Raw genomic sequence first — 18,824 nt, 5'->3', positions numbered from 1 at the left:
ACATGTTTGGTGGCTGGGAAAAGTTGACACATCGTTTCTCAGCATCTGTCTTATATGGAATCACATCTGCTTTTGCATTGAACTTCTTTTATCAACCCGGAAGAGTTTATGCAAGTGGCGCGACAGGGGCAGCACAGGTGGCAACGGAAATTTTAACACGAATTTTGGGGCACAACTATCTTCCCATATCAGCCACGCTCTTCCTGATCAATGTTCCCTTAATGATTTTAGCTTGGTTCCGTTTAGGGAAACAGTTTACTCTGTTTACTTTGTTAACGGTTACCATGAGCTCCATTTTTATCCACTTTGTTCCTGAAACAACGCTGACACCTGATCCAATCATCAATGCCATCTTTGGTGGTACCATCATGGGTGCAGGTGTTGGATATGCCATGCGTAATGGTATTTCAAGTGGTGGTACGGACATCATTGCCCTTTATATCCGGAAGAGAACAGGCCATAATGTTGGTACACTAGGTTTCATTGTCAACGGAGTAATTATCTTTACTGCAGGCGTACTCTTTGGCTGGGAATATATGCTGTATTCTATGATTGCTATCTTTGTGAGCTCACGTGTCACAGATGCAATCTTTACACGTCAAAAACGTATGCAGGTGATGATAGTTACCGAGAATCCTGAAATCATCATCCGCAAACTCTTTGAAAAAATGCATCACAGTGCAACAATTTTGAACAATGCTGAAGGTGCATACTCACACGAGAAACGGACAATTTTGTTTACGGTTATCACCATGTATGAGTATCAAGATTTTAAAGAAATCATCACAAAATATGATCCGAAAGCTTTTGTCTCTATCTCAGAAAACGTTCGTGTAATAGGGAACTTTAGTGAGATTACTGATTAAGTTGACAAAATGACCGTTTTAGTATAAATTAGAGAAGGCCTCTGTCAACTGTGACAGAGGTTTTACAAGAAATTATAAAGCCATTTTTATAAGGTAAAAATGGTATTAGATTGGAGAGTTGTATGAAGGATATGAGCCTCATTAAAATCCATTTTCGTAACTTTATTGCCATCAGCTTAGGCGCAATTATCTTTGCTTTTGGTTTTGTAAAGTTAAATATGGCCAATCAGTTGGCTGCAGGTGGCCTTTCCGGTATTACCTTGATCTTGCACGCATTATTCAAGTTGGATCCGGCCCTAAGTCAGTTCATTCTGAATATCCCCTTGCTTTTTATTGGTTACCGTTTCTTAGGACAACGGACCTTTACCTATACGGTCTATGCGATTGTTAACATCTCGCTTTTCCTTTCAGTTTTCCAAGCATTTGATTTTAGTATTAATCTTTTGCATGATAACTTAGTCGCAGCTCTCCTGGCCGGGGTATTTGCCGGAACGGGGATTGGGATTATCTTCCGCTTTGGCGGAACAACTGGAGGTTCAGATATCATTGCTCAGCTGTTGCAAATTAAGCGAGGCACAGCAGTGGGGCGTGTGATTTTCACAATAGACCTTTTTGTAATGACACTTTCTCTCACTTACATTGATGTTAATCATATGGTTTATACATTAATTGCAAGTTTCGTAAGTGCCCAAGTGATTAACCTTATCCAATCTGGTGGTTATACCGTTCGTGGGATGCTTATTATCAGTCCTAAGTATCAAGAAATTTCAAATGCCATCCTGGCAGAACTTGGACGTGGTGCAACATTCTTACATGGTGAAGGCGCATATTCAGGTACAGAAAAACGTGTGGTCTATGTGGTGCTTAACCCTCGAGAAGTCATGACGGTTAAAGCTCTGATTGCTGAAATAGATCCTCAAGCCTTCTCAACAGTAATAAATGTTCATGAAGTTATGGGAGATTTTACTTATCCACAAAGTAAATATAAACGTAAGAAAAAATAAAAAAAGAGCCAGATTTTGGTTCTTTTTATTTTAATGGCTATTATTGAAAAAGTTTTGAAGTTAGACGTTCGCCTTCAAGTCGGCCTACAGAAGAAACACCTTCTACATCAGAAGAATCAGCATTAACGCCGTCCTTAAGAATTTGTAAGCGATCGATAGCTTGATTGATTTGAATGAGGCTTTGAGTTTGGTTTTCAAAGCTATAATTACTAATCTCACGTTTAGCTTTCTTGAGGTGAATAATTGCCTTTTCGATTTCGACAAGAGCTTTTGATGTACGCATAGAGTCCCTCCTTGTTTTATGATACTAACCTTATTATAAACAAAAAGACTGGCAAAAGCCAATCTCTTAATTTTGAGCAACGAAATCATCTAAAATCTTGACAATTTCTGCTTGTGTTTCTGCTTGATTTACAGCTACTTTAACTTTTGCAGCACGTTTTGCACCTTTGAGGTAGTAAGCTGCATGTTGACGGAATTCGCGTGACGCTAAGTTATCGCCTTTGAGGTCAACAAGACGTTGCAAGTGAATCTTAGCGATACGCATTTTTTCATCCACAGTTGGTTCAGGGAGTAATTCCCCTGTGCGAAGGTAGTGTTCCGTACGGTGAAGCATCCACGGATTTCCAAGAGCTGCTCGACCAATCATGACTGCATCAACACCTGTTTCATCAATCATGCGTTTAGCATCTTCAGGTGTTTTAACATCGCCGTTTCCGATGAAAGGAATGTTAATATTGCTTGCTACTTTTTCAAGCCATGTCCAGTCGGCTTTACCTTCATAGAGTTGAGCGCGTGTCCGTGCGTGCATTGCAACAGCTGCACCACCAGCTGCTTCAATAGCTTTGGCATTTTCGACAGCGTAGAGATGATCAGAATCCCAACCGATACGAATTTTTACAGTGAGTGGTAGATCAATCGCAGAGCTGACAGCTTTCACTACATCGTAAACCTTATCTGGGTCAAGTAGTAAGCGACTTCCCGCTTCATTTTTGGTTACCTTCGGAACAGGACAGCCCATATTGATATCAATGATGTCTGCTACTGTATTTTCTTGAACAAATTTCGCTGCTTCAACCAGTGTATCAACTTCACCACCAAAAATCTGCATGGAAAGTGGATGCGGAACGCCTTCAAAGTCCATCATTTGAAGCGTTTTTTTGTTACGATGTTCGATACCTTTATCAGAAATCATTTCAGTAACAACAAGTCCGGCTCCAAACTCTTTAGCTGTTGTCAGGAAGGCTTTATTATTAATTCCCGCCATTGGAGCGAGTACAATTTTATTAGCAATTTCTATATCCCCAATTTTCCATGGGCGTGTGTATTTTGAATCCATAGTCATAGAGAATATTTTACCATTTTTTAGGGGATTTGCTAAAACTTTGCACTGAAAAAACCTTCGTAGATAAATTAACGAAGGTTTTTTAGATTAATCAGTAAATAAGTGCTTTATTTTTTGGCGTACAGAAACTTCCTGAGCTTGAGTGGTTAAAAAGGTTGCAACATCTCCAGCATGGAGTAGTGTATCTCCTCGTGGAATAATTTTTTCACCATTTCTTTGAATAGCAATCAGAAGACTATCTTTAGGAAGATGGAGATTTTGAACCGGTTGATTGTCAGCTTCCGAATCAAACTGTACCAAGGCTTCAATCATAATATGACCTTCTTTTTCAGTAGCTATTTCCGAATCAACAGTAAGTAGATTGTGGAGTAATGAGTGGTAGATTGGCTCAGAGTGTAAAAGCTCGGCCACAAGATAGGAAATTAGAGAAACAAAAGCCAGAGGTAATAAATGATCAAAGGAACCTGTCATCTCGACTAAAAGGAGAATTCCAGTCATTGGTGCACGAACGATAGCAGTAAAAGTTGCAGCCATCGCTAAAATAATAAAATTTGGGAATAGGTTGGGCGACAAATGCAAGAGAGGAATGACTGTTGTAGCAAAAATGCTACCAAGACTAGCACCGAGTACTAAGAGGGGGAAGAATATTCCTCCGGGAACACCTGAAGCATAGCTGATGAGGGAAATCAAAAACTTTGCAACAAAGACCAGACAGAGAAAGGCAAGTCCCCAAGTAAGCGTCAATTGGTCAATCAACTGGTGACCACTGCCGCTGATTAGTGGAAAGAAGAGTGCGACAAGAGCAGAAGCAGCAAAACTGAACAAGACACGAAGAAAAGGACTTTTTATCTTCCCCTTCATGAGGCTTTGACTCTTTAGAAGAGCAGCATTATAAACTGCACCAAAAATTCCCATAAGGATGCCTAAAAGTAAGAGTAGCCAATAATCTGAGAGGGGAAAGCTGCTCACGATTTGGAAATCAAAGATACTGGCTGGACCAAAAATAATACGCGAAACGGCATCAGCCATGATAGCAGAGCTCATACAAGTTAATAATATCAAAGGTGAGAAGTATTTGAATACTTCTTCAAGCGTAAACATGATACCCGAAAGCGGTGCATTAAAAGCAGCAGATAAACCGGCGGAAGCTCCAGAAGCAATCAACAAACGTTGGTGTCGCTCAGTAGAGGAAAATCTTTGACCAAAGGCTTGTCCCATCGCAGCCCCGAGCTGGATCGATGGTCCTTCACGACCTAAGGATAACCCAGCAAACATGGCCAGTGTTCCTCCGACAAACTTAGCCCAAGCCGTTGAAAACCAGTCTGGTTTAAAGTAGCCCAGCAATTGCCCTTTGACTTGAGGAATTCCGCTACCAGTCGACATAGGGTATTTTTTCATCAAGGTACTGACAATAAAGACAAGGAGAAGCAAGGTGGGAAGGAGGAAAAGCCCATAAATAAGGTGAGTGCTGGCTTGATGGTAGAGAGCAGCACCTAATTTTTCAGCTAGAGAAAGGGCCAAACGATAAAAGCTGGCTAAGAAGCCAGCTGCCAGTCCAACCAATAGACTTAAAAAAATTAAACCTATATTTTTGTTTGACGATTGTGAAAGATCTTTAATCAATAGTCTCATTTTTGAGCAGCTCCCAAGATTAAATCATTGAGTTCTTTTTCTGTAAATTCATATTTGCGTCCGCAAAATTGGCAGAGGACTTCAGCCCCGTGATCTTCTTCAATAATTTCGGTGAGTGCTTGACTACCGAGGCTTTGTAAGCCTTCAGCAAATCGTTCCTTTGAACAGTCACACGCAAAGGCTAAGGGTGATTCAGCAAGAATCGTATATTCGAGCTCACCATAAAGTGCAGCTAACATGGCTTCAAGCGGCTTTTCTTTTAAAAGCATTTCTGAAATACTTGGCATTGCTTTGATGTTTTTTTCCATCAGAGTGATTTCATCATCAGTTGCATCAGGCAAGGCTTGGAGCATAAATCCCCCTGCGATTTTAACACTGTCTTCCCCGTCATTGAGCAAGACATTTAAACCAACAGAAGAAGGTGTTTGCTCACTAGAGAGAAAATACCAGGCCAGATCTTCCCCAATTTCTCCAGTAATTAAATCAGTTTGGCCTGTATAAGGTTGACGAAGTCCCATATCTTTAATAACGACAAAGAAGCCATTGCCAATGAAAGGAGCAACAAGTACTTCTCCTGTTGAAGCTTTTTTATAGTCTAAATCTTTGTTTTGAACATAACCTTTAACATTTCCTTTAGCATCTGCTACGGCAACAATTGCACCCATAGCACCATCACCCAAGATTTTGACCGTAATTTTACTGTCCCCTTTTTCATTAGCGCCTAAAATTTGGGCAGCAATCAAGGTACGACCAAGGGCAACAGTAGAAGTAGGCATCGTTTGATGACGTTCCTGAGCTTCACGGACAGTTAATGTTGAATCAAGAGCAAAAGCACGAAAGTGACCATTTTTTGAAATGGATTTTAATATTTTATCAGTCATAACTTCTTCTATTTTAACATATTTTTAACGTCATGGATTGTTAGGATTTTATTTTGACACTGATGTTTTATAACGAGAACGAAGGTAGTCAAAAAAGTAAGATTATTAGAAAAAATAGAAATAAAGTTAGATATTTCCGAACAAAATAGTAGTTTTATAGAAAAAAACTCGTTTCTTACTCAAAGTAAATTATATTTTTTGCTATAATGGGAATAGTGCGATAGGAGCTTTTCAATATCAAAATGCCAGCTGTGCCTCTTGAAAAGGAGACATAGAGCGTACAAATATTAAAAGAAAAGAGAGCTATTATGCCATCAGTTGTTGTTGTAGGAACGCAGTGGGGAGATGAAGGAAAAGGTAAAATTACTGACTTCCTCAGCTCAGACGCAGAGGTTATTGCGCGTTACCAAGGAGGGGACAATGCCGGTCACACTATTGTTATTGACGGCTTTAAGTACAAACTCCACCTTATCCCATCTGGTATTTTCTTCCCAGAAAAAACATCTGTTATCGGTAATGGTGTAGTCATCAACCCCAAAGCCCTGGTAAAAGAAATTGCTTACCTCCACGAAAACGGTGTAACAACAGACAATCTTCGTATCTCAGACCGCGCCCACGTTATCTTGCCTTACCATATCAAGTTAGATGCCCTTCAAGAAGAAGCTAAAGGCGATCAAAAGATTGGTACGACAATCAAAGGTATCGGCCCAGCTTACATGGATAAAGCGGCACGTGTCGGTATCCGTATCGCAGACCTTCTTGATAAAGAAATTTTTGAAGAACGTCTACGTACAAATCTTGAAAATAAAAACCGTGAATTTGTTAAACTTTACGATAGTGAAGCACTTGATTTCGATGAAATCTTTAACGAATACTATGAATACGGTCAACAAATTAAAAAATATGTAGCGGACACCTCAGTAATCTTGAACGATGCGCTTGATGAAGGCCATCGCGTCCTCTTTGAAGGTGCACAAGGTGTTATGCTAGATATCGACCAAGGAACTTATCCTTTTGTTACATCTTCAAACCCATTGGCAGGAGGAGTAGCTATCGGTTCAGGTGTTGGTCCAACAAAAATTGATAAAGCAGTTGGTGTATGTAAAGCCTACACTTCACGCGTTGGTGATGGTCCATTCCCAACAGAGCTTTTTGATGAAACAGGTCACCAAATCCGTGAAGTTGGACATGAATATGGTACAACAACAGGTCGTCCACGCCGTGTAGGATGGTTTGATGCGGTCGTTATGCGTCACTCACGACGTGTTTCAGGTCTGACTCATCTTAGCTTGAACTCTATTGATGTTCTGGCAGGATTACCAACAGTGAAAATCTGTGTCGCTTACGAACTTGACGGAAAAGAAATCACTCACTACCCAGCAAGTCTTAAAGAATTGGAACGTTGCAAACCAATTTACGAAGAAATGCCAGGATGGTCTGAAGATATTACTGGAATGCGTACTCTGGAAGAACTTCCAGAAACAGCACGCAACTATGTTCTTCGTGTTGCAGAACTCGTTGGTGTCCGTATCTCAACATTCTCTGTTGGTCCAGACCGTGACCAAACAAACGTTTTGGAAAACGTTTGGGAAGCCTAAGGAAATAAATCTAAGAGCAAGCAATCATTGAGTTGATTGCTTTTTTTGGTGCCTTTTTTCTCGTATTAGTTGCTAAAAATTAATTATTGATTTTTGGAGGAGAATATTATTGAAAAAGAGAATAAGAGTAGTGCTGTTTGTGAGCCTGAGTTTTGTCCAAATACTTATTGCTATGTTTATAGTCGTGAAAAAATGGCTCCGTACGGCTTTTGAAACGGATTCTGCAGTAGTAAAAACGATTGAAGATGGGATGTTTTCAGGAAATGCCGTAGTCTATCCCACCTATGTCCGCCAGCTTTCAATCTGCCACCAGAAACAGAAGTAGAAGAAAAAGAACTCAATAGGCGTAAGGGGTATATCCTTAAAATCAAGAAGTAATAATTCTTTGAAATTGTTAATAATTGTGGAAAATGCTTAAGGCAGCGATAACCATTGACAAATGAGATAAATCTGCTAAAATAAGAACATATAAAGAATGAGAAGAGTAGGTTACTGGAACGTTTAAGGGAGTGATGTCGTCGACTGCAAATCATCACACGGAAAAGTTATTGAAGTTCACCTCGTTCTAATTTAAAATAGTCTTTAATTAAGTGATAAAATAGGATGGTACCGCGGTTTTCGCTCCTTTGTGTAGGGGTTGAAATCGTGGTTTTTTTGTCATCACGGTTAGAAGGTATTAGGAGAAAAAATGAATTTACAAGAAAAAATTGAAGCTTTACGTGAACAAGCTTTGAATAATTTAACAGCAGCTGTTGAAGAAAGAATGCTGAATGATTTGCGAACAGCAATCATGGGTAAAAAAGGCGAGTTGACAGAAATTCTCAAAGGGATGAAAGACCTAACAAATGAAGAACGTCCAGTTATCGGTGCTCTAGCTAATGCCTTCCGTGACGAATTCGGAGCGAAACTTGAGGAGAAAAAAGCAGAGCTTGAAGCAGCAGCCATGAATGCAGCCTTAAATTCTGAAACTTTAGACGTGACTTTACCCGGTCATGCACCTAAAAAAGGTGCACGTCATATTTTGACTCAAACAGCAGAAGAGATTGAGGAAATTTTCTTAGGTATGGGTTATGAGATTGTTGACGGCTATGAAGTCGAAACGGATCATTATAATTTTGAGCGTATGAATTTGCCTAAAGATCATCCTGCGCGTGATATGCAAGATACTTTCTATGTAACAAACGAGGTATTATTACGCACACATACATCGCCAATGCAAGCGCGCACGATGGACCAACATGACTTTAGTAAAGGTGGTTTACGCATGATTGCTCCAGGTCGCGTTTACCGTCGTGATACGGATGATGCTACTCACAGCCACCAATTCCATCAAGTCGAAGGCTTAGTTGTGGATAAAAACATTACGATGGCCGATCTTAAAGGTACGCTTGAACTTGTCATTCAAAAAATGTTCGGTGCTGACCGTGAGATTCGTCTACGTCCTTCTTACTTCCCGTTTACGGAACCTTCTGTTGAGGTCGATGTAAGCTGCTTCAAATGTGGCGGCAAGGGATGTAATGTCTGCAAATATACTGGCTGGATTGAAATTCTCGGTGCGGGTATGGTTCATCCTAACGTTTTAGAAATGAGTGGTATCGACAGCAAGGAATATTCTGGTTTTGCTTTTGGTATGGGACAAGAACGTATCGCAATGCTCCGCTATGGTATCAATGATATTCGTGGCTTCTATCAAGGTGACTTACGTTTCTTAGAACAATTTGGAAAATAATTTCAGAAGTAAAGACATAAAAGAATACGGAATAAAAGGAAAAATAAAATGTTAGTATCATATAAATGGTTAAAAAAATTAGTCAACGGTCTTGATGATGTTCCTGTTGCTGATTTGGCAGAAAAAATGTCACTTTCAGGTATTGAAATTGAAGGTGTAACTGTACCAGGACAAGGTTTGTCAAAAATTGTTGTCGGTCAAGTCTTGACTTGTGAAGATGTACCTGAAACACATCTACATATTTGCCAAGTTGATGTTGGAGAAGAAGAACCGCTCCAAATCGTCTGTGGTGCTCCAAATGTCAAAGCTGGAATTAAAGTCATTACAGCACTTGTGGGTGCACGTATCGCGGATAACTATAAAATCAAAAAAGGAAAAATCCGTGGTATCGTTTCCTTAGGAATGCTGTGCGCACTTGATGAAATTGGTATTCCTGAATCTGTTAATCCAATGAAGCATGAAGATGGCATCTATATTTTACCTGAAGATGCAGTGATTGGTGACAGTGTCTTGCCATATCTTGACTTAGATGATGAAATTATCGAACCCGATATCTTGGCCAACCGTGCTGATGCAATGTCAATGCGTGGTGTTGCTTATGAAGTAGCAGCTATCTATGGTAAAACAGTCAATTTTGAAGAAAAAACGGTAACCGAAGTAGCCAAAAAAGCGGCTGATAAGGTAGCTGTAAAAGTGGAAACAAGTACAGAACAAGTTCCGACTTATAAAATTCGTATGATTGAAAATGTCAAAATTGCTCCATCACCACTTTGGCTACAAAATACCTTGATGAATGCTGGTATTCGCCCCATTAATAATGTCGTTGACGTAACCAACTATGTTTTGATGTACTACGGCCAACCGCTTCATGCTTTTGATTTTGATAAGTTTGGTGCAGATGAAATTGTGGTGCGTCAGGCGGATCAAGGAGAGAAGATTATTACTCTCGACGAGCAAGAGCGGGAACTTAGCCCTGAGGATATCGTAATTACAGCTAATGGCCAACCGGTAGCTCTTGGAGGTGTCATGGGTGGCTTTGACAGTGAAATTACTGATCAAACAGTCACAGTAGCTTTAGAAGCTGCACTTTTCAACGGCACTTCAATCCGTAAAACTTCACATAAGTTTGCCTTACGTTCAGAATCTTCAAGCCGTTTTGAAAAAGGAATCAACCAAGGTACAGTACGTGAAGCACTAGACTTTGCAGCAGCCATGATTCAAGAACTGGCTGGTGGAGAGATTCTCTCAGGTGTGGTAGAGTCAAATGACTTCATGCCCAAACTTCAAGAAGTTAACATTACTTTGGACCGTATCAATGCGGCTTTAGGAACATCACTTGAAGATGCAGAAGTACTTGCGATTTTAGCGCAACTTGGTTTTGAAACACAAGAAAAAGAAGGACAATTTAACATTCAAATTCCTTCACGACGTTGGGATATCAAGATTGAAGCCGATATCGTGGAAGAAGTAGCTCGTATTTATGGCTATGATAATTTACCTAGTACTCTACCTTCAGGTGCGACAGCAGGTGAATTAACTGCCATGCAAAAATTACGTCGCAAGGTACGCACACACGTCGAAGCGGCAGGGCTTTCAGAAGTTATTGGTTATTCTTTAACTACAGCAGAAAAAGCGCAAGAATTTGTAGAAACACAAGGGGCAACAACATCGTTGATGTTGCCAATGACAGAAGATCGTCAAACCTTACGTGGCAGTCAAATTCCGGGTCTCTTAGATATTGTTAATTACAATCAAAACCGCAAAAATGCAGATGTTGCAATTTATGAAGTAGGCAATATTTTTGTAGCGACAGATTCTGAAGATACACGTCCTCTTGAAATTCCACATCTTGCCTTTGCTATTTCTGGAAATGTAGAAGACAAAACCTACAGTTCTGATGCTGTAGCTGTGGACTTTTATTATGCAAAAGCTATTGTTGAACAACTCCTAGCAGGTTATGACAACCTTGCTTTTGAAGCTTATTCTGAAGTCAAAGAAATGCACCCAGGGCGTACTGCACGTATTCTTTTGGGTGACCGTCAAGTTGGTTTCGTTGGGCAAGTTCATCCTGCAACAGCAAAAGCTTATGATGTGAAAGAAACTTATGTGGCTTCACTGGACTTGGATGCAATGCTTGAGCTTGCACCAGCGCAGACAGTCTTTGTGGAAATTCCAAAAGTTCAAGCTGTGCATCGTGACATTGCGATGCTAGTTGATGCAGAGAAAACACATGCTGAAATCGTAGAAACAATCACTTCAAGTAAAGTTAAAACATTAAGCAAAGTTGAGCTCTTTGATATTTATCAAGGTGAAAACTTACCAGAAGGTAAGAAATCAATGGCTTATAGCTTAACTTTCCAAAGTCGTGAAAAGACAATGACAGAAGAAGAAATTGCAAAAGCAATGGCAAAAATTACGAAAAATCTTGTAGAAACTTTAGCGCTTGAAATCCGTTAAATGAAAAACCTTAGAAGTATATTCTAAGGTTTTTATTATGAGTTTTAAAAAAGTCAAGAGATAAAGTATTAATAAAAGCGGTTTACATTAAGTTTGTATGTCTCTTCGTAATGTATTTGACATCAACCTGCGTTCTTTTTGTGTTAAAATAGTAAAATATGAAAAAGAACAATTGGAAAAAAGGTGCAACTTTACTTGGACTGTCAGTCGGAATGCTGACAATGGGCCTACAAGTTGCTAAAGCTGACGAAAGTACGATTAATAAAGATATCGAGAACTTTCAACAACAGCTCAACTCAGAACTTTCTCAGACAAATGCTATCTACGCAAAAGCAACTGATTCGCAAAATAAGCTAAAAACAACGCAAGAAAAGATTGCAAGTCTGAATCAAGAAATTGAAAGAACTGAGGGAAAATACAATTCTTTAAAAGAAACAGTAGCGAAGCAAATGCGTGCCATGCAAGCTCACGGTGGAGCTTCAGCTTCTGTTCTTAATGTAGTATTGAATGCTAATGATTTTCATGAAGCAATACAGGCTTGGACAAACCTGAGTGTGATATTAAGAGCTGAGGATGCGCAAGCTAAGGACTTAGTTGACACGCAGAAAAATTTGGAAACAATGCAAAGCTCACTTATGCAAACCAAAGATGAGTTAAAAACTGCTCAGGCAGACTACCAAGAGCAAGCGGAGAACCTTGAAGAGAGTATTCATACCCTAAAAAATAAAATGGCTGATAACCAGAACATACTGGAGGAGATGAAAGCCAAAGCAGAAATGGCTAAAGATACAACAGTAGACGAGAATGCAGATCAGCCTAAAATAGAGCAGTTGGCTTCAAAGAAAAATGAAGCACCTCAAGTTTCGGAGCCTAAAGATACGACGATTACAGCTCCGAGTAGTGATGGTGGAACTTCCTTGACTGTTTCGGCTACAGCTTACTCCTCAGATAACGGCTTAGGTTTTATCACAGCTACAGGGATTAACTTGCACCAAAATCCAATGTGTATTGCCGTAGATCCTTCTGTCATTCCCTTAGGAAAGATGGTTGAAGTCCCAGGATATGGCATTGCTATTGCAGGTGATACAGGTGGAGCCATCAAGGGAAATATTATTGATGTCCATCTTCCAACAACAGCTCAAGCGCAAGCTTGGGGACGTAAGACAATTCAGATTAATGTACTTGCTTAACAAACAACAGCATATCTACAGTAGCCTTTCAAAACTACTTTAAGTATGCTTTTTGTTTTGCATTTATAAGTACTAAAAAAGCCCAAGAAGAGGTTATTCAAAGTCTTCTTGGGCTTTTTTTTGTGAGCCAAGGCTGCACTTATCTTTCTTTCATGAAACTTTCTGACCAGTTTTTAACTTTATCGCTGTTGGCAGAGTGATGAATTTTTGAGCTTCAACTTGTTTTACTTTTTTAGTCTTACGTAAATCTCGCTCCTCAGGACTAAACCAGAGGGCTATTTCATAGAGGGCTGCAAAACCTAAGCCCATTCCACCAAACATTAAAACAATTTCTATAAATTCCATTGTGACCTTCTTTTATAATATTCTTAGTTCTCGATTAATTCGGGCGTTATTTCTTCAATACAATCAACGACAGGGCCGACGATTCTTGAAGTTTCTTCATCTAAGTAAAAATCCTTGTATTGTGGATCGGTGTTGAGTGAGTGACAGCGGAAACTTTCTCCGTCTCGAAAAACTTGCTTACAATACAGCTGTTCTTCTCCGGGTCCGCCCTCTGAAATGACATAAATATCGCCATCTCTATCAAAACCAGTCGTAACAAAGGTGACAATAGAGAAGTTAGGATACTCTGGTTGCATAGAGTCTCCTTTGATGCGTGCAGCACCGTCATAACGGCCTGGACGTACATCTGTAAAGATGGTGTAAGTCTCTTGGGTGTCATTCAGAGCCTGACCAAAACCAGCAGATAATTGCTCATCAGCTACCTCAATCGTATATAGTTCCTCACGACGGTAAGTACGTAAAGGAATGATATTATCTGAGTCAGGAAGAGTTTGTGGTTTCTGACTGGCAAGAAACTGTGAAAAATTCAAGACATTCTTTTGCTGTTCAGCATCTAACTGTTTGTAAATATCGAGAAGCTCAATAAAAGAAGAATGTCCTTGATTTTCGTTGAGGATAAGATCAATAGGTGTTTTGTAAATATCTGCAAGTTTAGTAATCATTTCTAAAGCAGGATTACTGGTTTTCTTCTCCCAAAGCGCATAAGTCCCTTGAGTGATGTCAAGCATCTTGGCAATGTCTTTTTGAGTAAACTGATGTTCTTTACGTAGCTTTTTTAAGGTTTGTCCTAGATTCATGCTTCCATCCTCTTTTATTGAATTTATCAATATTATAAGCTAAAATAGAATAGAAGTCAAGCTAAAAAATTGAATGAGTCAATAAAAGGAAGCGAGCTTGCTTCCTTGCATTTATTAATCTTCTCGATATTCAAGGAGATCTTTAGGTTGACAGTCGAGTGCTTTGCAAAGTGCTTCAAGTGTAGAGAAGCGTATTGCTTTAGCCTTACCATTTTTTAAAATAGAAATGTTAGCCATTGTGATACCCACTCGTTCTGAAAGTTCAGTCACAGACATTTCACGCTCTACAAGCATTCGATCTATATGTACTTTTATTGCCATTTTATACTCCTTTCTTAAACCGTGAGGTCATTTTCTGATTTAATCTGAATGACACTTTGCAGGAGCTTTTCAATTGTTGCAATAAAGATAGCAACAATAAAAGGAGTAACACTAATGGCTACACCAATAACCATAATTACCGGTGCATGAATCACCTCGATGATGTGATAGGTCATAGGTAAAATTCCAAGAAGCACAAAGAAAGTTGCAAATGATAATTTTTTAATAGTAGAAATTATCTTTAAGGCCGGCTCAGTAAAGGCTGTACCACGCTCAATAAGTAACAGTATACGATAGACAAAAATCGTTACGACAAGAGATAGGGCCGCAGCTATGTAAAGCGCCAAATAAAAGAGAATTTTTACAAAATAAATATCATGATCAGAGTAGGAACTGATGAGCCCTTGTGTCAAAACAACAAAGAAAAAAAGGATAAATGCAATAACAGGTACAAGTGCAACCTTGAGAAAGGTGGTCTTAATTTTCGATATTTCTTTCATGTTGTTCATTATAAGTGATGGATGATTGATTGTCAAGATGAAAATATCGTTTTGCGATATGAGTTGACTATGGTTTTGTACGTATAGATGTATCATTCAAAGAACAATTGTTTTTTATAAGAGAGATAGTCGTAAGGGTTTCAAGGAGCAGAGAATAATAATTATATGAAATGTGTTAAAATATCAGTATGGTAAAAAAAGGACGTATTATTAAATCTTTAGCAGGGTTTTACAATGTAGAATCTGAGGGACAAGTTTATCAAACACGAGCGCGTGGTAACTTTCGTAAGAAAGGGATGAAACCAATCGTTGGTGATTTTGTGGACTTTTCAGCTGAAGAAAATTCAGAAGGTTATATCTTAGATATACACAAACGCAGAAACAGCTTGATTCGTCCTTCCATTGCGAATATCGATCAGGCTGTCATCATCATGTCAACGGTTAATCCTGATTTTTCCTTGAACCTGTTGGATCGCTTTCTTGTGTTTTTGGAACATAAAGATATTCAGCCTCTCATCTACATTTCGAAACTAGATTTGCTTGAGGATGTCAGTGAGTATGAACAGTTCAAAAAGAATTATGAAACGATTGGCTATCAAGTTTTCTTTGACTGGAAAGAACTGACAGAAGTATTAGCAGATAAAGTTACGGTCTTTATGGGGCAAACGGGCGCTGGAAAAACAACTTTGTTGAATCTAATTGCACCAGGTATGAACTTGGCTACGGGAGAAACTTCAGACAAACTAGGACGTGGACGTCACACTACGCGTCATGTGGAATTCTTTGAAGTGGCATCAGGCTTAATTGCAGATACCCCAGGATTTTCAAATCTAGACTATGATGTCTCTAACCAACCCGATTTAAATGCGGCCTTTCCAGAAATTTTACGAGAAAGTCATGGGTGTAAGTTTAGAGAATGTACCCATACACATGAACCTTCTTGTGCTGTCAAAGAAGCACTTGAAGAAGGTAGGATTTTAGCGAGCCGTTATGAGAACTATCTACAATTATTAACTGAAATAAACAACACGAGGGAAACTTATGCCAAACAAAGAAAAAAACAAAATTAAAGGGAACATTTGGATGAAGCAAGCCGGCTTTTTAGGCTTAGTGATTCTTTGGGGCCTTATCATTCTGTTTAAAAATAGTTTAGGAGATTGGAAGTGGCCACTTTTTGGCTTGCTTGTTGTCTTAACTATTTGGGGTTTATACCAAATCAATAAAGCTTTCTTTGGCTTGAAAAAATAGGAGGAAACATGAAACAATATACAAATAAAATCGCACCATCTATTCTCGCTGCTGACTTTGGTGCTTTTACAGCAGAAGTCGCAAAGATTAGAGCTGCTGGTGCTGATTATGTACACATTGATGTTATGGATGGTCATTTTGTTGACAACTTGACTTTTGGCTCTGGTGTCGTTGCTGCACTTCGCCCACATACAGATATGGTTTTGGATGTGCACATGATGGTTGAAAATCCAGAAAAATATGTAACGGAGTTTGCGAAAGCCGGTACGGATATCATGAGTATTCATGTTGAAGCAACAGCACATATCCATGGTGCATTGCAAAAGATTAAAGCAGCCGGAATGAAAGCAAGCGTGGTCATCAATCCTGGAACTCCCGTTTCAATGATTGAACCTGTTCTCGGCATGGTGGATATGGTCTTGGTGATGACTGTCAATCCTGGTTTTGGAGGTCAAGCCTTTATTCCTGAAACGATGGATAAAATTCGTGAACTTGTGAAATTACGTGAAGCTAATAATCTAGAATTTGATATTGAAGTTGATGGTGGTATTGACGATAAAACTGTTGACCAAGCACGAGAAGCAGGCGCCAATGTATTTGTAGCTGGATCTTTTGTCTTTAAAGGCGATGTGGCTGATAACATTCAAAAGTTAAGAGATAGATTATGAACGTCGTCATTATTATTCTTTTGATTTTAGCCATTCTGATTGGGATTGCTAATTTTTTCAAAAAGCCAACGTCTAACACCAAACTGAATGCGCGGGTCGAAAATCTGTCTTCAAACCTGACAGAGTTACGTATAGAAATGTCGCAACAGTTGGGGCAAAATCGCCAAGAAATTTCCGGAACAGTTTCAAGCTTATCGCATAATATGAATGCAAACTTAGGAAATCTGACAGAAAATATCAATGCTAAATTTGATTACCAGTTTAAGGATTTACAAAGTTCCAACGAGCAAAAACTAGATAAAATTGCGCTTAACTTAGCAGAAATGTCAGCAGCTATTACGGATAAATTTGACCGTAAGTTTCAGGAGCTGCAAGAGGCTAATGATAAAAAGCTCAGTCAAATTCAGAACACGGTGGATGAAAAGCTTCAGGAAACATTAAACAAAAGGATTTCCCAAAGCTTTGAACAGGTCACAAATCTTCTGACTTCAGTTGATAAAGGATTAGGCGAAATGCGTAACCTAGCCAGTGATGTCGATAGCCTACAAAAAGTAATGACGGGTGTGAAGACACGAGGTATTATTGGCGAGGTACAACTTGGCCGTATTTTAGAGCAAATTTTCACCTCAAGTCAGTACCAGGAGCAAGTCAACATTCAAGACCGAAATGCAGTAGATTTTGCGGTTATCATGCCTGGTAAAGTAGCAGGCAGTGATGTTTTATTGCCGATTGACTCAAAGTTTCCTTTGGAAGACTACCAACGCCTGCAAACTGCGCTTGAAACAAACGATATGCTGGCGATTGAAGCATCACGAAAAGCCTTGTTTGCCGCGGTTAAAGCTCAGGCAAAATCAATTTCGGAGAAATACATCTTACCGCCAAAGACAACCGACTTTGCAATCATGTTTTTACCTATTGAGGGGCTTTTCATGGAAGTGGTAAATAACACAGACCTTTATGAGCAACTCAGCCGTGATTATAAGGTAAATGTTACTGGTCCAACAACCATGACAGCAGTCTTGAATAGCTTGCAAATGGGATTTAAGACCTTACAGATAGAACAAAAATCAAGTGAAGTTTATGAAATGCTTGGGGCTGTTAAAACCGAATTTGGTAAGTTTGAAACCTCGCTTAAGAAAGTTCACGAACGTTTGCAACAGTCCGAAAAAGAAATCAATACGCTGATTACGACAAGAACGAATGTCATGAATCGTAAATTGCGCACGATTGATGCCGTTGACAAAGACACGAGTGCTGCGCTTTTAGAAATAGAAGGGGACTAAGATGGTTCTGATAAAAAACATAGCTATGGGAGAATTTTTTGAAGGATTCTACCTGATAAAATCAGTCGAGCTTCGTCGAACACGCGCAGGTAAGGATTTCCTTGCGATTGTTTTTCAAGATCGGACAGGAACAATATCGGGCAATATTTGGGATGCCAATCCTAAAGCTGTCAAGCAGTTTGTTGCGGGGCGTGTGGTTCATATGAAAGCCTTAAAAGAACTCTACAACGGTATGCCGCAGGTCAATCGAATTAGCCTACGTTTGCCGGAAGGTAACGAACCAGCTAACCCTGCAGATTATCGTGAAAAATCACCGGTAAATGAGACGGATCTCCGTAAATATGTTGAAAGTATCGTTTTCCGTATTGAAAATGCAACATGGAATCGTATCGTTCGTCATATCTTGAAAAAATTTGACCGTGAATTTTATCAGTTTCCTGCTGCAAAAACCAATCATCATGCCTTTGAAGGTGGGTTAGCTTATCATACAACCACGATGCTCCAACTGGCCGAAAAAGTATGTGAAGTTTATCCACAGCTCAATGAATCTTTGATGTTTGCAGGTATTCTTTTGCATGATATGGCCAAATGTTTAGAGTTTACTGGTTATGAAAACACAAGTTATACGTTGCGTGGAAATCTCTTAGGACACATCGTTCTTATCGATGAAGAAGTCAGTAAAGCAGCGATCGAACTTGACATCAGTGATGAAAAAGAGGACTTGCTTTTACTGCGTCATGTCTTACTGAGTCATCACGGCCAGTTAGAATATGGCAGTCCTGTCCGCCCTAAAATCATGGAAGCAGAAATCATTCATCAGATTGATATGATGGATGCTAGCATGATGATGATGATGACCGCTCTAAATAATGTTGAACCGGGACAATCAAGTCAACGCGTCTTTGCCTTGGAAAATCGTAACTTTTATAAACCATTAGATAACTAAAGAGAAGAAGAAAA

General features: G+C 39.4%; 20 protein-coding genes. 12 read left to right on the top strand and 8 right to left on the bottom strand.

The window, feature by feature from the left end; translation table 11 throughout:
- Positions 1 to 2 precede the first annotated feature (2 nt).
- Both J0J36_RS08445 and J0J36_RS08440 read left to right on the top strand, forming a co-directional pair.
- Positions 3 to 866, top strand: coding sequence for a YitT family protein (locus J0J36_RS08445; protein WP_029343371.1), 864 nt, complete (start codon positions 3 to 5; stop codon positions 864 to 866).
- A 122-nt stretch (positions 867 to 988) separates the two neighbouring features.
- A complete protein-coding gene (locus J0J36_RS08440; protein WP_017368602.1) occupies positions 989 to 1,870 on the top strand; it encodes a YitT family protein in 882 nt (293 codons plus the stop codon).
- Positions 1,871 to 1,910: 40 nt separating this feature from the next.
- Here J0J36_RS08440 and J0J36_RS08435 read toward each other — a convergent pair whose 3' ends face one another.
- From J0J36_RS08435 to hslO, 4 genes are all read right to left on the bottom strand, one after another.
- Positions 1,911 to 2,153 (bottom strand): hypothetical protein, encoded by a 243-nt coding sequence (locus J0J36_RS08435; RefSeq protein WP_019292200.1) that lies wholly within the window; start codon positions 2,151 to 2,153, stop codon positions 1,911 to 1,913.
- Between the two features lie 66 nt (positions 2,154 to 2,219).
- Entirely contained in the window at positions 2,220 to 3,215 is a 996-nt protein-coding gene (gene dusB, locus J0J36_RS08430; RefSeq protein ID WP_003133380.1) for a tRNA dihydrouridine synthase DusB, read from the bottom strand.
- A gap of 87 nt (positions 3,216 to 3,302) precedes the next feature.
- Positions 3,303 to 4,847 (bottom strand): ClC family H(+)/Cl(-) exchange transporter, encoded by a 1,545-nt coding sequence (locus J0J36_RS08425; RefSeq protein WP_019292199.1) that lies wholly within the window; start codon positions 4,845 to 4,847, stop codon positions 3,303 to 3,305.
- Entirely contained in the window at positions 4,844 to 5,728 is an 885-nt protein-coding gene (gene hslO / locus J0J36_RS08420; protein WP_019292198.1) for an Hsp33 family molecular chaperone HslO, read from the bottom strand. The genes J0J36_RS08425 and hslO overlap by 4 nt, the downstream gene beginning before the upstream one ends.
- A gap of 308 nt (positions 5,729 to 6,036) precedes the next feature.
- On the opposite strand from hslO, the gene J0J36_RS08415 reads away from it, so the two are divergent.
- The 5 genes from J0J36_RS08415 to J0J36_RS08395 all read left to right on the top strand — a co-directional run bounded on the left by J0J36_RS08415 (position 6,037) and on the right by J0J36_RS08395 (position 12,702).
- Positions 6,037 to 7,326 (top strand): adenylosuccinate synthase, encoded by a 1,290-nt coding sequence (locus tag J0J36_RS08415; RefSeq protein WP_017368598.1) that lies wholly within the window; start codon positions 6,037 to 6,039, stop codon positions 7,324 to 7,326.
- Positions 7,327 to 7,510: 184 nt separating this feature from the next.
- Positions 7,511 to 7,651 (top strand): hypothetical protein, encoded by a 141-nt coding sequence (locus J0J36_RS08410; protein ID WP_230318217.1) that lies wholly within the window; start codon positions 7,511 to 7,513, stop codon positions 7,649 to 7,651.
- 363 nt (positions 7,652 to 8,014) lie between these two features.
- A complete protein-coding gene (gene pheS, locus J0J36_RS08405; RefSeq protein WP_019292196.1) occupies positions 8,015 to 9,055 on the top strand; it encodes a phenylalanine--tRNA ligase subunit alpha in 1,041 nt (346 codons plus the stop codon).
- A gap of 48 nt (positions 9,056 to 9,103) precedes the next feature.
- Complete coding sequence (pheT, locus tag J0J36_RS08400; RefSeq protein WP_040086145.1) at positions 9,104 to 11,512, top strand: phenylalanine--tRNA ligase subunit beta; 2,409 nt, start codon at positions 9,104 to 9,106, stop codon at positions 11,510 to 11,512.
- Between the two features lie 158 nt (positions 11,513 to 11,670).
- Positions 11,671 to 12,702 carry a 3D domain-containing protein gene (locus J0J36_RS08395; RefSeq protein WP_019292194.1) on the top strand — a complete coding sequence of 344 codons (1,032 nt, stop codon included), beginning with the start codon at positions 11,671 to 11,673 and terminating at the stop codon, positions 12,700 to 12,702.
- A 150-nt stretch (positions 12,703 to 12,852) separates the two neighbouring features.
- On the opposite strand, the gene J0J36_RS08390 is transcribed toward J0J36_RS08395, so the two are convergent.
- The 4 genes from J0J36_RS08390 to J0J36_RS08375 form a co-directional block, all read right to left on the bottom strand.
- Positions 12,853 to 13,047, bottom strand: coding sequence for a hypothetical protein (locus tag J0J36_RS08390; protein ID WP_019293884.1), 195 nt, complete (start codon positions 13,045 to 13,047; stop codon positions 12,853 to 12,855).
- 23 nt (positions 13,048 to 13,070) lie between these two features.
- A complete protein-coding gene (locus J0J36_RS08385) occupies positions 13,071 to 13,844 on the bottom strand; it encodes an XRE family transcriptional regulator (protein ID WP_019292192.1) in 774 nt (257 codons plus the stop codon).
- Positions 13,845 to 13,958: 114 nt separating this feature from the next.
- Positions 13,959 to 14,165, bottom strand: coding sequence for a helix-turn-helix transcriptional regulator (locus J0J36_RS08380; RefSeq protein ID WP_019292191.1), 207 nt, complete (start codon positions 14,163 to 14,165; stop codon positions 13,959 to 13,961).
- Between the two features lie 14 nt (positions 14,166 to 14,179).
- The gene (locus J0J36_RS08375; protein ID WP_242520613.1) at positions 14,180 to 14,761 is read right to left on the bottom strand and encodes a DUF2975 domain-containing protein; all 582 of its coding nucleotides are present in this window, start codon (positions 14,759 to 14,761) and stop codon (positions 14,180 to 14,182) included.
- Positions 14,762 to 14,853: 92 nt separating this feature from the next.
- On the opposite strand from J0J36_RS08375, the gene rsgA reads away from it, so the two are divergent.
- From rsgA to J0J36_RS08350, 5 genes are read left to right on the top strand one after another with little or no spacing between them, the layout of a single operon-like run.
- Complete coding sequence (gene rsgA, locus J0J36_RS08370) at positions 14,854 to 15,735, top strand: ribosome small subunit-dependent GTPase A (protein WP_019292189.1); 882 nt, start codon at positions 14,854 to 14,856, stop codon at positions 15,733 to 15,735.
- Positions 15,707 to 15,913, top strand: coding sequence for a hypothetical protein (locus tag J0J36_RS08365; protein WP_019292188.1), 207 nt, complete (start codon positions 15,707 to 15,709; stop codon positions 15,911 to 15,913). The genes rsgA and J0J36_RS08365 overlap by 29 nt, the downstream gene beginning before the upstream one ends.
- An 8-nt stretch (positions 15,914 to 15,921) precedes the next feature.
- Positions 15,922 to 16,581: a ribulose-phosphate 3-epimerase gene (gene rpe / locus J0J36_RS08360; RefSeq protein WP_019292187.1), complete on the top strand. Its 660-nt coding sequence runs from the start codon at positions 15,922 to 15,924 to the stop codon at positions 16,579 to 16,581.
- The gene (gene rmuC, locus J0J36_RS08355) at positions 16,578 to 17,864 is read left to right on the top strand and encodes a DNA recombination protein RmuC (protein WP_019335372.1); all 1,287 of its coding nucleotides are present in this window, start codon (positions 16,578 to 16,580) and stop codon (positions 17,862 to 17,864) included. The genes rpe and rmuC overlap by 4 nt, the downstream gene beginning before the upstream one ends.
- 1 nt (position 17,865) lies before the next feature.
- A complete protein-coding gene (locus J0J36_RS08350) occupies positions 17,866 to 18,810 on the top strand; it encodes a 3'-5' exoribonuclease YhaM family protein (protein WP_003133400.1) in 945 nt (314 codons plus the stop codon).
- The last annotated feature ends 14 nt before the right edge of the window (positions 18,811 to 18,824 follow it).

This window comes from Lactococcus sp. LG1074, assembly GCF_017309525.1.
In the GTDB taxonomy this organism is placed as follows: Bacteria; Bacillota; Bacilli; order Lactobacillales; family Streptococcaceae; genus Lactococcus; species Lactococcus petauri.
This window is presented reverse-complemented; position numbering and strand designations above follow the sequence as displayed.